Raw genomic sequence first — 15,819 nt, forward strand, 5'->3', positions numbered from 1 at the left:
GGTAGTATGGTAGTTAAACAAATTTCAATTTTTGTAGAAAACAAAGAAGGAAGAATTAAAAAAGCAATTGACACATTGGCAAAAGCTGACATCAATATCCGTGCATTATCCATAGCAGACACAACAAAATACGGAATTTTAAGATTGATTGTTTCAAACAATGAAAAGGCTATAGAAGCTCTTGAAAATGATGGATTCATTGTAAAGGAAAATGAAGTAATCGTTTTAGCAGTTCCTGATGAACCTAACGGATTAAACTCAACATTAGCAATTTTCGATGAAAAAGACATCAACTTAGAATACTTATACGCATTCGTAAGTAGTAAAAGTGATGAGGCAATCGTTGCTATGAGATTAGAAAACATGGACAAGGCTATCGAAGCTCTTGAAAACAGCAATGTTAAAATCTTAGAAGAATCAGACATCAAAGAATTATAGAAAAGATTAACCTCTTTTCTAAACTTTTTTTTAAAAAATAGACTAAATAGATTAAATTATAAAAAAATAGTAAAAAAAGATAGCTAGAATTCTTTTAATAATTTAGCTATATCTTCTTTTGAATATCCTAAACGTACAAAAAGGCTTTTTAGTGGTTCATTTTCAGGAATAACACCTAATTCTCTCCAACTTTTAAAATCATTTTTAAGAATACCATTGATTAAAAGTTGAATTGTAATTAAATCATCACTTTTAATAGCAATAAATGCATCTTCATCTTTAAAAACGTTTTCTGGGTCAATTAGTGTTACTTTACCAGTACTATCCTTTTTTACAATAGCATTGTCAATTCTATAAGCCATAATACCACAACTCTTTTATATACATTAAATTTTAGTTTAAATACTATTTAAATATTAACCTTTAATGGATTTATACCCACTTTCAATAGCCTTTAAATTCATTTCATGGAATTTAGGTTTTAAATTATTTTTCATTGCATCAATAACAGATTCCTTGGTTAAAGGGAACTTATCATCTGCAGTCACAGCACCTAAAAGAACCATGTTCAAGGACAAGACACTTCCAGCTTCAATAGCCAATTGTGTTCCATCAATAGGAAGAACATGTTTGAAATTTTCCTTTAAGGTTTTTGTAATGCTGTCAACACTTGGATAAGCTTTATCTGTTGATGAAGGAACTATCGGATGAGTATTGTAAACAATTTTGGTTTCTGAGTTTACTTTATCCAAACCTCTGATTGTTTCAATAGGTTCAAAGGAAAGCAGCATGTCTGCCCCTTGTTTTGGAATGATTGATGAATTGTATCCTCCAATCTTCAATTCGGTAGAAACAGATCCTCCTCTTTGAGACATTCCGTGAATTTCACTCATCACAACATCCAAACCTTGATTCATTGCAGCTTCACCGATGATTGTGGAGGTCTTGATGATTCCTTGACCGCCCACGCCGCAAATATAAATACTATAATGATTATCCATTTTCTCACCTACCTGCCTCTAAAGCGCCATATTTACATACCTGTATACATACATTACATCCGTCACATTGAGCAGTGTCGATTGTAATTTTACCATTGATTTTTGAAATGGCAGGACATGCAAGTTCACTTACACATTTGTCACAGTTATTACAGTTTTTCTCAACAAAACTTACAGGAGGTTTTTTGGTTAAACCTTTAATTAATGTACATGGAGCTTTTGAAATGATAACTGCAGTATCGTTTCTTTCTAGTGCTTCTTTATAAGTTTTAATTACTTGTTCCAAGTTGAACGGATTGATTACACGCACATAGTCACATCCGCAAGCAAGAGCCAATTTACGAATGGAAACTTCAGGAGCCTCATCCCCCATTCCATCGATTGGAATTCCAGGGTTTGGCTGACCACCAGTCATTGCGGTGATTCTGTTGTCTAGAACAGTCAATACAAAGTTGTGCTTGTTGTGAACCGCATTGATTAATGGTGAAACACCACTGTGGAAGAATGTTGAGTCCCCAATGAAGCTCACGACCTTTTGGTCGGTAGCAACTGAGAATCCGCATCCGTCCCCTACGCTGGAACCCATTGACAATAGGTAATCAGCAGCATTGTAAGGAGGGTTTATTCCTAATGTGTAACATCCAATATCTGATGCAAATACAACATCTGATGGTTTTAATCCTAATTCCTCAATTGCGAGATTTACACCGTAATACATTGCCCTATGAGGACATCCTGCACATAATACCGGTGCACGGGAAGGAATGTCCTCCTGTAATTTTTCCAAGCTTGAGGAGTAGTTGACTTCACTGTCCTGTTTGAAGTTCAATAATTTGTTCAATCCATCAGCCACAACATCAGAGTTGAATTCATGATACAATGGGAAAGTGCCATCCAATTTACCGTGAACGGTGACATCAAGCTTTTCAGCTCCCACAACAGCCAAGGTGTCCCTTTCTATGATTGGATCGACTTCCTCAACTATGAAAACCTCATCCAAGTCAGACAAGAATTCAGCGACCTTATCTTTAGGGAAGGGATATGAGAATCCCAGTTTTAGGATGTTAATGTCCAAGTTGTTGAACTTGCAGACATCGTGGGCATAATTGTAAGCGCTGCTTGAAGAGATTATACCGTATTTCTTTTCGTCAGATAAACTAATTACTTGGTTAAATTCGGTTTTGTTGGTGATTTCTTCAATCTTGTGAATCTTATCCCATAATCTTACGTGCATTTCTCCTGCAAATGCTGGAACAGGAACATATTTTGACGGATCCTTGTTGAAGTGACCTCTTTTCCAGTGATCGTCACAATTTGATGAGTTGTCCTTGACTTCACCGAACTCAACTATTCCCCTCATGTGTGAAACACGGGTTGTGGTTCTGACGATTACAGGTATCTTGAATTGTTCTGACAAGTCGAATGCATATTTTACCATGTCCTTAACTTCCTGACAGTTGGACGGTTCTAAAATAGGCATGTTTGCCAATTTAGCATAATTACGAGTATCCTGTTCGTTCTGGGATGAAAAAAGTGAAGGGTCGTCAGCGGACAAGATAACCATTCCACCGTTTACGCCTGAATACGCAGTTGTCATGAAAGAGTCTGCAGATGCATTCAAACCTACATGCTTCATGAATGTGAATGATCTTAATCCTGAAACAGCACCTGTTGCTGCAACCTCCATAGCAACTTTCTCATTAGTTGAAAACTCAAAATAGATATTGGCATCCTTAGCCAATACAGATAAAATATTTCCAATTTCTGATGAAGGAGTTCCTGGATATGTAGCTGCAATAGAAACACCTGCCTCTATAACGCCTCTTACAGCAGCCTCATTACCTAGCAAAAACTGTTTTTCGCCAGAATCTCCTGTGACTAATTCTTTTAAATTCATTATTTTCTCCTCAAAATCTAGTTAATACATATATAATATAATTATTTTAAACTTATTAAAATTATGTATTTATCCAATTTTAGTGAAAATTAACATGAAAAAATATAAAAACATTTGATTCAAGTTCCCATAAAACTTGAAAATATTTTCCAATAAATCATGAAAATTCTATTTTTGACTATATTAATAGTAAGTATAATATATTTGTTAGGATACAAATATTATATTATAATGTTTTACAAGCTAATAAAATTGGAGAGGAGAAAATGATTAAGGTTTATGTGTCTAGATTTAATAGTGAAACAGACAGCGAACCTCATTTAGAGTGTTATGAAATTGAAAAAACCCCTCAAATGAAGGTTCTTGACGCACTTCAAGCTATTAATGACAAATATGATGCTGACATTAGCTTTAGAAGCTCATGTAGAGCAGGACAATGTGGTTCTTGCGGAATTTTATTTAAAGGAAATGGAGCTCTTGCATGTCAAAAAGAAATTAAGGATGGAGCGATTATTGAGCCTCTTAATTTCCCAGTGATTAAAGATTTGATAGTGGACAAATCTAGCATTGAGGCCAAGGTCAAAGACTTAGAGCTATCTCTTCAATGTGACCATAAATGCGAAGGCATTGATGAAAGCATAACCAAAGATGATACAGTCGATACCAAAAAGGTGAGAAGCTGTATCGAATGTTATTCATGTCTTTCAACCTGTCCTGTTGTAAACATTGCAACAGAAGAGTTTGGAGGACCTTACCTAATGAGATACATCAGGAAATTTGAAACTGACCCTAGAGACAACTTTGACAGACTCAAGGAAGCATTGGATGATGGACTTTACAACTGCACCAGCTGTGGAAAATGTCTGGCGGTTTGTCCTAAAAACATCAACACATTCGGTGATGCAATAGAAAAAATGAGAGCTATTGCAGTTGCAAACGGTTCAGGACCTCTCCCAGAACACGTTGCATTCAGAGAAAACATCGAAAAGAGTGGAAGATCTGTTAAAACCAACAAAACTCCATTCATTGATGAGGCAGTCAATGAAACAGGTTCCAAAATTGCATTCTTCACAGGATGTATGGTTGACTACAAGTTCCCTGAAATCGGACACACATTGGTTAAAGTACTTAAAGAGAACGGAATTGATATTGACGTACCTGAAGGACAGGTTTGTTGCGGTTCCCCATTATTAAGAACAGGTCAGACTGACATCGTCCAAAAGCTTGTTGATACAAATAAGGAAGTCTTCAAGGATTATGACACTGTCATTACAATCTGTTCAGGTTGCGGATCCACACTGAAAAACAATCATCCAGAATATGGTTCCAAATTGAATGTTATGGACATCAGCGAGTTTCTAGAAGACAAGCTCGATACCGACAAGCTAAAAGAAGTTAAAATGAAAGTCACATATCACGACCCATGCCACTTAGGAAGAGGACAAGGAATTAAGGATGCGCCTAGAAACATAATTGAAAAGATTCCAGGTGTTGAATTTGAAGAGATGAAATATCCTTGTCAATGCTGCGGTGCAGGAGGAGGAATCAAATCCGGAAAGCCTGAAATCGCTATGGACTTGTCAAAATCAAAAGCAGAAATGATTAAAGACACAGGCGCAGATGCTGTGGTTACAATCTGCCCATTCTGTGAATTGAACTTACAAGACGGATTAGATGCAATTGGTTGTGAAGATGTAAAATCAATGCACATTCTTGAATTATTGAATAAAGCTTATGAATAAATTAAGGAGTTGATTAAAATAGGAGGAGATGCTGCAGTAAGTGAACAGAAAGTGGTTGAGACAACCGCTATGAATTCACCTGAAAAAAAGGAAGAAAGTGAAAAGAAAGCAACTTCAACAAAAAAAGCAGCATCCAAAAAGCAATCCCGAGGAACTGCTAGAGCAAAACTTGTAAGAGAGCAAGAGGAAAAAGAGATTCTTCTCTTTAAGGAAAACATTTATGTTGTTTTTGTGGAATGTGAAACCCCTGGAAATGTAGGTTTTCTTGCAAGAACAATGGCAAACTTCGGGCTTAAGAATTTAGTTTTAATCAATCCTCCAAAATTAACAAATGACGCTTATTATCAAGCCACACATGGGAAATACATCGTGGAAAACGCTATGATATACAAGACATTGGATGAATTCTACCAATCCCAAAGAATTGACTTCAAGGTCGCTTCAACAGGAACTGTTGGCGGAAGCTACAACCTAGCTAGAATTCCAATAAAACCCGAAGAACTTGGAAAATCTTTGAACGTTTCCAACAAAATAGCCATATTGTTCGGAAGGGAAGGTGATGGGCTTTCAAACAAGGAAATAGGAGACTGCGACATTTGCGTATCCATTCCAACCGACCCAACTTACCCAATCATGAACATCTCTCATGCTGCGGCAATAATATTCTATGAACTATTCAAAAACAAGCATGAATTTGGTGCTGAAGGTTTAAATGAAAGTACCTCATTGGAAAAAGACTATCTGCTTAAGGACATGAAAGATCTGATAGATAGTTTAGACATTCCGGACCATAAAAAAAGAAACGGAATGAAAACTTTCAACAATATCATCTCACGTGCATTCATAACAGGCAGAGAAGCACATACCCTTAAAGGAATATTAAGAAGATTAAAAAATAAACTTGGTGAACAATGAGACGTATTAGCTTCGCAGACATTAGTATTTTTGTCCTAAAATATATTTTCAATTGGAGATTTTGGATAGCAGAAATCACTAAAAAATCAAAAGCATATAAAAAAATCGTTGATAAAATGCTATTTGAAGACGATGAAATCATTGTTATTCCAAATACAATAAATGTCAACAAAAAGATTGAATCAGAAGGATCTGAATTCCTGCCTACCCAAGTAATTAAGGACGTAATCAAACGTTGCGACGACATTGTTATCATGAATTCATGTTTATGCAGAACCTCAAACAATTGTGAAGACTATCCTAAAGACATCGGATGCATATTCCTTGGGCCCACTGCCAGAAAAATTCCAAAAAATATTGGTCATCTTGCAACTGTGGAAGAAGCATTGGAACAGGTTGACAGAGCCGATGCAGCAGGATTAAGCCATATTATTGGAAGAAATAAAATCGATACAGTTTGGATGAATATCAGGCCTGGAAAAGGATTGTTAACCATTTGCCACTGCTGCCCATGCTGCTGTTTGTGGAAAGTGTACCCTAATCTTGATGATTCTATTAGCGACAAACTGGAAAAGCTTGACGGAATCAGTGTAAAGCTTAATGAAGACAATTGTAAAATGTGCAAAAAATGTTTAAATGAAGTTTGCATGTTCCAGGCAATCGAATTGAAGGACAATAAGATTTCTATTGATTATGACAACTGTAAAGGCTGCGGCCTTTGTGTTAACGCATGCAAGTTTGATGCAATTACAATTGACTATACTGATGAAACCATTGACAATGTTGTCAATAGAATGGATAACTTACTAGAAATTAGAGAATTATAACGTTTATTAATTTATTTGTGTGAAAAAATGGCAATATTAAGTGATAAAACTATAAGAGAATATTTAGAAGAAGGCAAAATTACTATTGACCCTCTTTTAGACGAAAAACAAATTCAACCATCCTCAGTGGATATGAGACTGGGAGATGAGTTTAAAGTATTTAAAGTGATTAGGAAACCATATATCGACCCTAAAGATGAAGATGAAATAGCATCATACATGGAATCGACAACAGTTGAAGAAGGCGAAGCATTCATCATACATCCAAACGAATTTGCCCTTGCTACCACATTGGAGTATGTTAAATTGCCTGATGATCTTGTTGCAAGAGTGGAAGGTCGTTCAAGTATGGGTCGTTTAGGTGTTACAATGCACGTTACTGCAGGTTTCATCGATCCAGGTTTTGAAGGAAGAATCACTTTGGAAATTTCCAACATAGGCGCAATGCCAGTTGCATTATATCCAGGTCAAAGAGTATGTCAAATCGTTTTTGAAACCATGACAACCCCTTCTGAATTGCCATATGGACACCCAGATAGAAATAGTAAATATATGGGACAAACTAGCCCAGAAAGTAGTAGAGTTAAATTAGATTACGAATTAAAAGAATAATAGGAGTTAATTTTTATGAATCATGATAAAATGAGCAATATCAGTGCTAAAAGAGGATTCTTATGGCCTTCATTTGAAATCTACTCAGGAGTATCCGGATTTACAGATTACGGACCTCTTGGAGCAAGCCTTAAAAATAACATCATGCAAAAATGGAGAAAACAATATGTCTCCGGTGAAGGATTTTATGAAATTGAAGGCCCAACTGTAATGCCAAAAGAAGTCCTTAAAGCATCAGGACACGTTGACAACTTTACCGACCCAATGTGCAAATGTGAAGAATGTGGAGAAGTTTTCAGAGCAGACCACATCATTGAAGAAGTAATCGGCGAAGATGTGGAAAGCCTAGAAAATGAAGAGCTTGACCAAATAGTAATCGACAACAACATAGTATGTCCCGAATGTGGAGGCAAATTATCCAACATTTGGAATTACAACCTGATGTTTAAAACCGAAATAGGTGCTAAAGGGGATAAAGTGGGGTACATGAGACCTGAAACAGCTCAAGGAATATTCATCTTATTCAAAAGATTAGAAAGATTCTTTAGAGGAAAATTGCCATTTGGAGCTGTTCAACTTGGAAAAGCATACAGAAATGAGATTTCCCCAAGACAAGGTGTAATCAGACTTCGTGAATTCACACAAGCAGAAGCTGAAATCTTCTTAAACCCTAAAGACAAAACCCATCCTAAATTCGCACAAATCGAAAATGTGATGTTACGCTTAAACTCACAGGAAGTTCAAGAAAACGACTTAGAACCTTTAGAAATCACTGCACGTGAAGCGCTAGACAAAGGCATTGTCGCTAATGAAATGTTAATTTACCAATTATACCTAGCACGTAAATTCTTGACTGAAATTGGAATTCCTGAAGATGTTTTAAGATTCAGACAACACTTGAAAGGAGAAATGGCACACTACGCTCTTGATTGTTGGGACGTTGAAGTTAAAACAGACAAATACGGTTGGGTGGAAATCATCGGTATTGCAGACAGAGGAGATTACGACTTATCTTCACACTCAAAATTCAGTAATGATGAATTAACTGTATTTATGGAATATGATGAACCTAAAAAAGTTCAAAAAATTGTAGTTAAACCTAACTTATCTAAATTCGGACCTATATTCAAAGGAGATTCACCTAAAGTCAAACAGGCTATTGAGGATGCTGATGTTGATGAAATCAAATCCGCAATTGAAGCTGATGGCAAATTCACTGTTGAATTGGATAAAGTTTACGAAGTAACTGAAGATTTACTCATCTTTGAAGATGTTGAAGAAGAAATAACCGGTGAAAAAATTATTCCTCACGTTATTGAACCATCATTCGGTATCGATCGTATAACCTATTCAGTATTGCTACACTCATTTACTGAAACCGAAGAAAAAGATTACTTCAAATTCAACAAATCCGTAGCGCCAGTGCAACTTGGAATTTTCCCTCTTGTCAACAAGGAAGGTCCACGTGAAATAGCTCAAGAATTAACCGAAACATTAAGAATGGCAGGTTTCACTGTTGAGTATGATGCTACAGGAACCATTGGTAAAAGATATGCTAGAGCAGATGAAATTGGTATTCCTCTTGCAATTACAGTAGATTTTGATACATTAGAAGACAATCAGGTCACTGTTAGAGACAGAGATACAGAAGAACAGGAAAGAATTCCTATTTCTGATTTAAATGAATACCTTGAAAAATATTATAAATGAGTATTAAACTCATTTATTTAACTTTTTAAAATTTTTAACCAAATTATTGGCCCAATCAAGTGCATCTGGACTTGAGGACACCAATATCCTATTTTTATCAAAACTATTATCATTTTTAAAGAATCCTAAAATCATTATTTCATGAGTCAACACCAATAAAAAGTTATTTTCGCCTAAAAATGAAGAAATGTATTTGACATCGGAGTTCTCTTCATAAATATCAAGGATATTTCTGGAAACAATCATTTCAACAAATTTATCTCTGTCCATCAATTCATTTAGTTTCTGATTGAATCCCTCATAATAAACCGGCAGGACACAAACCACACAATCTGCTTCAGCAATTTTCTCCTCAATGAAATTGATAACCAAATCAACATTTACAGCAGTGGATTCCAATAATTCAGCACCATGAAGCAAATGGAACTCCAATACTGATTCAATGGGAATGTTATCAACTACATGCCCCTCAATAATGTTGAAAATATCCTCCAATAAATTTACGACAACTGAAAGATTCAATACATTATTCATTTGCAATTTAATATAGTTGTCTAGGCAATACCTGTTAGATTTACGGTATACCATTCCCCTAAGTTCCAAGCTATGAAGTGTACTGGACACAGTACTGTAATTCATTTTAGCTTCCACAGTCAATTCTTTCATAGTTTTTGGATTTTCATATAACATATTTAGAATTTTTAACCTAACTATTGAATTAGATATGAATTTAACGTCTTCTGAGACTTGATCATATTGCATTACATACTCTTTAGTTTTCAAATAACCACCTATGTAGTATTACTTAGATAGTATTTCTTATTACTAAAAATATAAAATCTCTTGAAGTGAGAAAATGTGTCCAGTAGCACTTGCAAAATATTTAATAGAGATGACAACATGAGGTATTTTTTTAAAATATGAGGAACATAATAACTTTAACTAAAAAAAAACAGCGTGAATGAAATGATTGACACACATATGCATGCAGATGCCAGAAGTGGAGAAGACTTCGAAAAAATGTTTTTAGCAGGAATCGATACTGCAATAACCTGCAGCTATTACCCATACAAAATTCCTGATGAAATCATACTTAGAAACCACTTAAACCGCATTTTAGAGTTAGACACATCAAGAGCCAAGGAACATGGCCTTGATTTGAAGGTAGCCCTTGGAATACATCCGACAAATTCAAATATCAACCCTGAAATGATTTTTGAAGAGTTGTACAAATGGATAGAATCAAAACAGATTGTGGCCATTGGTGAAATAGGTCTTGAAGACCTGACAGATTCAGAAATTGAAATCTTCAAAAGGCAATTGGACATAGCTGATGAAACAAGGTCAAAAGTGATAATTCACACCCCAAGGAAAAATAAAAAGGAAGTTCTAAAAGTAATTCTAGACATATTGCCTCAGCATTTAAGTGAAAATCAAGCAGTCATCGACCACATCAATACATCTGTTGTGAATGAGGTTATTGACAGAGAATGCATGCTTGGCCTCACCGTCCAACCTCAAAAGATGGATAAGTTTGAAGCCATATCCATTTTAGACGAATATGGATTCGACAAATTCCTATTGAACAGTGACATAAGCAATAAGCCATCCGATCCCCTTTCAGTTCCCAAAACTGTTCGTGAACTTGAAAAACAAGGATATCAGGATAATGAAATTAAAAGAGTAGCTAGTCTAAACGCTGAAAAGTTCTTTAATTTATAGATAACATGAATTTCATTGAAAAACTCCCAATACCTGTTTCAGGGTTGATACTTGCACTGTTTTCTCTTGGAAATTTGGTCCAGGACATTCACCCTAGCTTAAGATATTTATTCGGAGGCATTGGAGGAATATTTCTAATTTTAATGCTTTTGAAGATTATCTTATATTCTGAAACCATAAAAAATGACTTTAAAAATCCAGTCATTGTAAGCAGTTCAGGTACTTTTTCAATGGCTTTGATGCTTTTATCTACATACCTAACATCATTTACACCAAGTATTGCATATACCATATGGATTATTGGAATTGCATTGCATATTTTGCTAATGATTTACTTCACATATAATTTCGTCATGCGTACTTTTGATATAAATACAGTCTATCCAAGTTGGTGGATCGTGTATGTTGGGATAACCATGGGCGCAATCACTGCCAATGCCCATGGAATCAATGAAATAGATTACCTGTTTTTCATACTAGGATTCATTTCAATGATAATCACAACACCATTGATTTTTTACAGATACATCAAACATCCAAACAAAATGGACATGAATAAACCCCTGATATGTATTTTTACCGCATTATTCAGTATTTTAATAGTGGGCTATCTGAATTCCGCACAGACAATATCAAACGAATTCCTTATCACATTATATGTCCTTGCATGCATATTCTACATATTTGCATTCTATAAGCTAATGGACTATAGAAACCTTGATTTTTACCCAAGCTTTTCAGCATTTACATTTCCATTTGTGATAAGTGCCCTTGCAACAAAGGCAATTGTAACAAAAATAAGTTCAAATGTTATATTAAATGGAATCTTAACAATAGAAACAGCAATAGCATTAATACTGGTAATTTACGTATTAATTAGATATATGATATTCTTAAAAAAAGAGTAAAGAAGTAGAAATTAATCTACTCATCCTTTATTAACAACTTTCACCTTTTTAGGAGAAATAATTATAAGATTTTTTTCTTCAGTACGGGAAAGCAATAATGCTTGAGCACCATAGTTTGTTCTCATTTGATTAATTTTATCTCCTGCCAATTTGAAATTAAGAGGACTTTCCTTTTCTAGAAAAGACAAGTCTAAAATAACAGGATTTTTCTCTTCAAGAACTTGATCAACCACATAATTAATGTCATCAATTGTTTTTGGTCTGATTAAAACTATTTCATAAAAGGATTGTTCCGGAATAATTACATAATCATCAAAATCGTCATAGGTTTCAGCTTTTGGTGTAGGCCTTGGATTTGGAACAGTTCTAGGAGCTTGCCTAGGTTGTTGAGGGTTTGGCTTATACTGTTGTTGATTGCTTTTATGTTCACGATTGTTCAATTGAGAGTTTACAGTATTACGAATCATTTCAGTAATACTTGGACCTTCTCTTTGCTTGTTATTGTCTTCAGTTTCTTCAAAACCCAAACTTCTTTTTAAATCATCTGTAAAACTCATTTAAATTACTCCTTTAAATAGTCCAATATCGCATCTAATAATTTAGAAGCTCCATTATTATAAACATCTTCAACTGGTAAATCAAATTGAGATTCAAAGTAAGGAATATCTTCACCCTCATTTGCATTCTTAAGGTTGATTGAAATACCAACGACTTTTGTTGGTTCAACAGCTTCAATAGCTTTGATTTCTTCTGCAATTCCTCTAGGTTCTCTGTAAGGGTGATTTGGTCTGTGTCCAACAATAACTGCATCAGGATTAGCTCCAATTAAAATAGCAGCAGATAAACCTCTTGGATGAGGATTTCCTTTTTCAGTTAAGCTAGATTGACCTTCAATGAAAATGATATCAGGCTGTTTGGTTTCCTCAACATATTTGATTGAAGACAACACTGCTGATGGAACATCCATAGCAGATAAACTTCCAGCTCTAAAGTTAAAATCAGTCGGCTCTTCAAGACCCATTTCATCAGTAGAAATAATTGCCGGAGTCATTCCTCTTTCAGCACTTGCTAAACCAAGCATTTTTGTAGTTGTTCTTTTTCCACACTCTTGAGATGATCCTCCAACAAATATAACTGGTGCTTTTGGTTCATAAGATATTTTAGGTAAAACTTCACAAGATTTTTCAGGGGCAATACCAGCTACCATCTCAACAACATCAAGTCTAGGACTAATCTCTTTAATAACAACATTTTTGGAATCAGCAAATTTCTTTAAAGATAAGTTTTCTTCAATGGACAATGATCTAAATGATGTGACAACGTTTAATCCAGCATCGATAGCCTGAACAGCATATTTCAATGCTGATCCTTCTGCACCTATTGGCAACATTATAACCAAAGATTTAGCTTCAGGCGCATCTTCTAAACATTTTTCAAGACTTCCTGAAACGATTTGACCACAATATGGTTTTCCTTGCTTTTTAACATCATCATCTATAAATCCTACAGTTTCAATTCCATCAAGATTGGAGAACTTTTCTCCTCCACCTCCACAACCCACTACAATGAATGGATTTAAATCCTGAATATCTTTAACTGATTTTACTGAATACAAAAATTTCACCCCTATCCTAATAATTTATAACTTATAACTTAATCACGAAATTAAATTGAATTTTTCAAAAAATAAATTTTCAAAAAAATGTTATATTATTAATTATTGTTTTTCACATTTATAAAGTATAATGTTTTATAATAAAAAATCACATATATTAAAAATAATTAAAAAAATATTTTAGGAGAAAATTAGCATGAGAAAACCTTATGTTATACTGATTGGAAGTGCATCAGGGATTGGAAAATCCACAATTGCTGCTGAACTTGCAAAATCACTGAACATCAAGCATTTAATTGAAACTGATTTCATTAGAGCAGTTATAAGAGGTATTATCGGCAAGGAATATGCTCCAGAACTGCACAGCTCATCTTATGATGCATACAAACACATCAGAAACAAGAATAGATTCAAAAGTTATGACGAATTGGTGTCTGCAGGATTTGATGACCATGCATCCTATGTCATACCTGGGCTTGAAAAGATCATCCAAAGGGCAGTCACAGATTATGACGACATCATAATTGAGGGGGTCCATCTGGTTCCGGGATTGGTCAATATTGAGCAGTTCGAAGATGATGCTGAGATTTACTTCTTTATTTTGGCTTCGGATGAGGAATCCCATAAGGAACGTTTTGTAAAAAGGGCAGTTGAAATTCACCGGGGAGGAAAACAGCTGGACTTCTTTAGGGAAAACAGGATAATCCACGATCACCTATTGTCCCAGGCTGAAGCTAACGACGTGAATGTGATTTATTCCGAATCAATTGAAAAGACCTTGGACAAGATATTGTCAATAATAAATAAATCATGCACAACCCTAAAATTGAAAAATACAGTTGATGAACTTGAAGATGTCATCAACATCATTATTAACGAGAATAACGGAAGCCTAGAAAAGGTTACATACAACATCAAGGGATTTAAGGAACCTTTGGTGAGAAACATCAATGTTGGAGACAACGAATCCGCATTGAAATTCATTGAAAAACTTAATGAAGATGAAAACAAAAAGGAGTATTTAGATAAATTATATAACCTATCAGAATATAGGGAAACCACAATCTGCGCTTCCAACCAAGAAAAACTAGATAAAATTATTAAAGAATTGAACGATAAAGGATATGTTTTAAATGAATGATGAAACCATTAATGAAATGATTATTAAGTGTCCGGTGTGCGGAATTGAAGGGGTTGCAAAGTCCATCATGAAAGAATTGGAAATCCCTCATTTCGGCCAAGTGATGGAAACAACAATCCAATGTCCGTCATGCGGATTCAGACACTCAGACGTTATAGCATTGGAACAGAATGACCCTGCAAAGTATGTTCTTGAAATAAACAAAAACACAATGTCAGTGAGGGTTGTAAGGTCACAATCTGCAACAGTAATCATTCCCGAAGCGGGCGTTAAAGTGGAACCTGGTCCAAAATCAGAAGGTTATGTGACCAATGTGGAGGGAGTTCTCACACGTTTCGAGGATGCAGTGATAAAGGCATTGAACTTGTTTGAGGACGAGGAATCTCAAAAAAATGCAAAAGCTACCCTTGAATACATAAGAGAACTTAAAAAAGGAAATGAAACTGCCACATTAATCATTTTAGATCCGTTTGGACAAAGTAATGTAGTTAGTGACAGTGTTGAAACATTTGATATTCCTGAAGAGGAATTAAGAGAGTTAAAAACAGGTTTTGCTCATATTGAAGACAATTAAGAAGAGTTATTCTTCTTCATCTTCATCATCATTCGCTGAGAAGTTCGCGAAAGTGTCTTCCTCGATTACGTCTTTCAATTTCATGGTTTTTTGAACATCCATTGACAATGCGTCACAGTCTGCTTTAATAGCTTCCAAATGCAATAAAATTCTTTCTTTTTCTTGATTTATTCTTTCAATGTTGGTATATGGATAGATACATTCCTTAAGCATTTCATAATCAACAGTAGTGTATGGATATTCGTTTAATTGTGCACATACGTTTTCTAAAATTCTACCTAAAAACTTATTCATCTCGACTTTAACTTGTTCCCTAATCATCTTGTCATCGTCAAGATTTCTTTTCATCAATTTTACGACTTCCGCTTTTGCAAAAGGCAATTTTTCTTTTTGTTCTTCTAAAACTGGTTCGGTTGCATTTTCAAATTTTTCATTTTCAGACATAACTAATACCTCAGACAATTTATTTACGCACAATATGATTACATCATACTCATATTAATATATGCCTGAGACCATATATAAAGGTATTGATTATTTTAAATAACAGATTAATTATTTTAATACTTGAACTATAAAACTATCAAATAATTAATAGGAACATTTATAATTCTGATACCTAGAAAATTTTAAAGGACGTGTAATTAAAATATGGAAACATAAAATTTAAAATTAAATCTATTGAAAATTCATGCCTGTAAAAATAGTGAAAAACAG

At 34.7% G+C, this 15,819-nt stretch carries 17 protein-coding genes; 10 read left to right on the forward strand and 7 right to left on the reverse strand.

The genetic code is table 11. The features are described from left to right. The first annotated feature begins 6 nt into the window (after positions 1 to 6). Positions 7 to 438, forward strand: coding sequence for an amino acid-binding protein (locus tag ILA26_RS01150; protein WP_292893113.1), 432 nt, complete (start codon positions 7 to 9; stop codon positions 436 to 438). A gap of 83 nt (positions 439 to 521) precedes the next feature. Here the strand turns inward: ILA26_RS01150 and ILA26_RS01155 are convergent, their stop codons facing one another. Genes ILA26_RS01155 through iorA form a run of 3 tightly spaced genes read right to left on the reverse strand, consistent with a single transcriptional unit; the run spans position 522 to position 3,336 of the window. Then, a complete protein-coding gene (locus ILA26_RS01155) occupies positions 522 to 800 on the reverse strand; it encodes a hypothetical protein (RefSeq protein ID WP_292893114.1) in 279 nt (92 codons plus the stop codon). Between the two features lie 54 nt (positions 801 to 854). Then, entirely contained in the window at positions 855 to 1,439 is a 585-nt protein-coding gene (locus tag ILA26_RS01160) for an indolepyruvate oxidoreductase subunit beta (RefSeq protein WP_292893115.1), read from the reverse strand. A 4-nt stretch (positions 1,440 to 1,443) separates the two neighbouring features. Continuing rightward, complete coding sequence (gene iorA, locus ILA26_RS01165; protein WP_292893116.1) at positions 1,444 to 3,336, reverse strand: indolepyruvate ferredoxin oxidoreductase subunit alpha; 1,893 nt, start codon at positions 3,334 to 3,336, stop codon at positions 1,444 to 1,446. Positions 3,337 to 3,602: 266 nt separating this feature from the next. Here iorA and tfrB point away from each other — a divergent pair, with 266 nt between their 5' ends. From tfrB to glyS, 5 genes are read left to right on the forward strand one after another with little or no spacing between them, the layout of a single operon-like run. Then, positions 3,603 to 5,078 (forward strand): fumarate reductase (CoM/CoB) subunit TfrB, encoded by a 1,476-nt coding sequence (gene tfrB, locus ILA26_RS01170; RefSeq protein ID WP_292893117.1) that lies wholly within the window; start codon positions 3,603 to 3,605, stop codon positions 5,076 to 5,078. A 9-nt stretch (positions 5,079 to 5,087) separates the two neighbouring features. Then, entirely contained in the window at positions 5,088 to 5,993 is a 906-nt protein-coding gene (locus ILA26_RS01175) for a TrmJ/YjtD family RNA methyltransferase (RefSeq protein ID WP_292893119.1), read from the forward strand. After that, on the forward strand, positions 5,990 to 6,820 hold the full coding sequence (locus tag ILA26_RS01180; RefSeq protein WP_292893120.1) for a 4Fe-4S binding protein: 831 nt from the start codon (positions 5,990 to 5,992) through the stop codon (positions 6,818 to 6,820). The genes ILA26_RS01175 and ILA26_RS01180 overlap by 4 nt, the downstream gene beginning before the upstream one ends. Positions 6,821 to 6,847: 27 nt before the next feature. Beyond that, positions 6,848 to 7,432 (forward strand): dCTP deaminase, encoded by a 585-nt coding sequence (dcd, locus tag ILA26_RS01185; protein ID WP_292893122.1) that lies wholly within the window; start codon positions 6,848 to 6,850, stop codon positions 7,430 to 7,432. A 15-nt stretch (positions 7,433 to 7,447) separates the two neighbouring features. Continuing rightward, the gene (glyS, locus tag ILA26_RS01190; RefSeq protein WP_292893123.1) at positions 7,448 to 9,142 is read left to right on the forward strand and encodes a glycine--tRNA ligase; all 1,695 of its coding nucleotides are present in this window, start codon (positions 7,448 to 7,450) and stop codon (positions 9,140 to 9,142) included. A 9-nt stretch (positions 9,143 to 9,151) separates the two neighbouring features. On the opposite strand, the gene ILA26_RS01195 is transcribed toward glyS, so the two are convergent. Continuing rightward, complete coding sequence (locus tag ILA26_RS01195) at positions 9,152 to 9,925, reverse strand: transcriptional regulator FilR1 domain-containing protein (protein WP_292893125.1); 774 nt, start codon at positions 9,923 to 9,925, stop codon at positions 9,152 to 9,154. A 183-nt stretch (positions 9,926 to 10,108) separates the two neighbouring features. Here ILA26_RS01195 and ILA26_RS01200 point away from each other — a divergent pair, with 183 nt between their 5' ends. Both ILA26_RS01200 and ILA26_RS01205 read left to right on the forward strand, forming a co-directional pair. Next, a complete protein-coding gene (locus ILA26_RS01200; RefSeq protein ID WP_292893127.1) occupies positions 10,109 to 10,864 on the forward strand; it encodes a TatD family hydrolase in 756 nt (251 codons plus the stop codon). Between the two features lie 5 nt (positions 10,865 to 10,869). Then, entirely contained in the window at positions 10,870 to 11,772 is a 903-nt protein-coding gene (locus tag ILA26_RS01205) for a TDT family transporter (RefSeq protein WP_292893129.1), read from the forward strand. A 20-nt stretch (positions 11,773 to 11,792) separates the two neighbouring features. Here the strand turns inward: ILA26_RS01205 and sepF are convergent, their stop codons facing one another. Then, positions 11,793 to 12,329 carry a cell division protein SepF gene (sepF, locus tag ILA26_RS01210; RefSeq protein WP_292893131.1) on the reverse strand — a complete coding sequence of 179 codons (537 nt, stop codon included), beginning with the start codon at positions 12,327 to 12,329 and terminating at the stop codon, positions 11,793 to 11,795. Between the two features lie 5 nt (positions 12,330 to 12,334). Next, a complete protein-coding gene (locus ILA26_RS01215) occupies positions 12,335 to 13,387 on the reverse strand; it encodes a DUF1611 domain-containing protein (RefSeq protein ID WP_292893133.1) in 1,053 nt (350 codons plus the stop codon). Between the two features lie 196 nt (positions 13,388 to 13,583). Between ILA26_RS01215 and ILA26_RS01220 the strand changes: the two genes are divergently transcribed. Together ILA26_RS01220 and ILA26_RS01225 are read left to right on the forward strand one after the other, a co-directional pair. Further along, positions 13,584 to 14,528, forward strand: a complete 945-nt coding sequence (locus ILA26_RS01220; protein WP_292893135.1) for a 3H domain-containing protein — start codon at positions 13,584 to 13,586, stop codon at positions 14,526 to 14,528. After that, positions 14,521 to 15,102: a ZPR1 zinc finger domain-containing protein gene (locus ILA26_RS01225; RefSeq protein ID WP_292893137.1), complete on the forward strand. Its 582-nt coding sequence runs from the start codon at positions 14,521 to 14,523 to the stop codon at positions 15,100 to 15,102. Before ILA26_RS01220 ends, ILA26_RS01225 begins: the two co-directional genes overlap by 8 nt. 6 nt (positions 15,103 to 15,108) lie before the next feature. Here ILA26_RS01225 and ILA26_RS01230 read toward each other — a convergent pair whose 3' ends face one another. After that, a complete protein-coding gene (locus ILA26_RS01230) occupies positions 15,109 to 15,546 on the reverse strand; it encodes a hypothetical protein (RefSeq protein WP_292893139.1) in 438 nt (145 codons plus the stop codon). Positions 15,547 to 15,819 lie beyond the last annotated feature (273 nt).

Origin of the sequence: Methanobrevibacter sp. (assembly GCF_017940815.1) — an archaeon.
Classification (GTDB): domain Archaea; phylum Methanobacteriota; class Methanobacteria; order Methanobacteriales; family Methanobacteriaceae; genus Methanocatella.

Excerpts from the sequence above, each read along its gene's own strand:
- ILA26_RS01150 (WP_292893113.1), top strand. The coding sequence starts at position 7 with ATGGTAGTTAAACAAATTTCAATTTTTGTAGAAAACAAAGAAGGAAGA.
- ILA26_RS01155 (WP_292893114.1), bottom strand. The coding sequence starts at position 800 with ATGGCTTATAGAATTGACAATGCTATTGTAAAAAAGGATAGTACTGGT.
- ILA26_RS01160 (WP_292893115.1), bottom strand. The coding sequence starts at position 1,439 with ATGGATAATCATTATAGTATTTATATTTGCGGCGTGGGCGGTCAAGGA.
- iorA (WP_292893116.1), bottom strand. The coding sequence starts at position 3,336 with ATGAATTTAAAAGAATTAGTCACAGGAGATTCTGGCGAAAAACAGTTT.
- tfrB (WP_292893117.1), top strand. The coding sequence starts at position 3,603 with ATGATTAAGGTTTATGTGTCTAGATTTAATAGTGAAACAGACAGCGAA.
- ILA26_RS01180 (WP_292893120.1), top strand. The coding sequence starts at position 5,990 with ATGAGACGTATTAGCTTCGCAGACATTAGTATTTTTGTCCTAAAATAT.
- dcd (WP_292893122.1), top strand. The coding sequence starts at position 6,848 with ATGGCAATATTAAGTGATAAAACTATAAGAGAATATTTAGAAGAAGGC.
- glyS (WP_292893123.1), top strand. The coding sequence starts at position 7,448 with ATGAATCATGATAAAATGAGCAATATCAGTGCTAAAAGAGGATTCTTA.
- ILA26_RS01200 (WP_292893127.1), top strand. The coding sequence starts at position 10,109 with ATGATTGACACACATATGCATGCAGATGCCAGAAGTGGAGAAGACTTC.
- ILA26_RS01205 (WP_292893129.1), top strand. The coding sequence starts at position 10,870 with ATGAATTTCATTGAAAAACTCCCAATACCTGTTTCAGGGTTGATACTT.
- sepF (WP_292893131.1), bottom strand. The coding sequence starts at position 12,329 with ATGAGTTTTACAGATGATTTAAAAAGAAGTTTGGGTTTTGAAGAAACT.
- ILA26_RS01220 (WP_292893135.1), top strand. The coding sequence starts at position 13,584 with ATGAGAAAACCTTATGTTATACTGATTGGAAGTGCATCAGGGATTGGA.
- ILA26_RS01225 (WP_292893137.1), top strand. The coding sequence starts at position 14,521 with ATGAATGATGAAACCATTAATGAAATGATTATTAAGTGTCCGGTGTGC.
- ILA26_RS01230 (WP_292893139.1), bottom strand. The coding sequence starts at position 15,546 with ATGTCTGAAAATGAAAAATTTGAAAATGCAACCGAACCAGTTTTAGAA.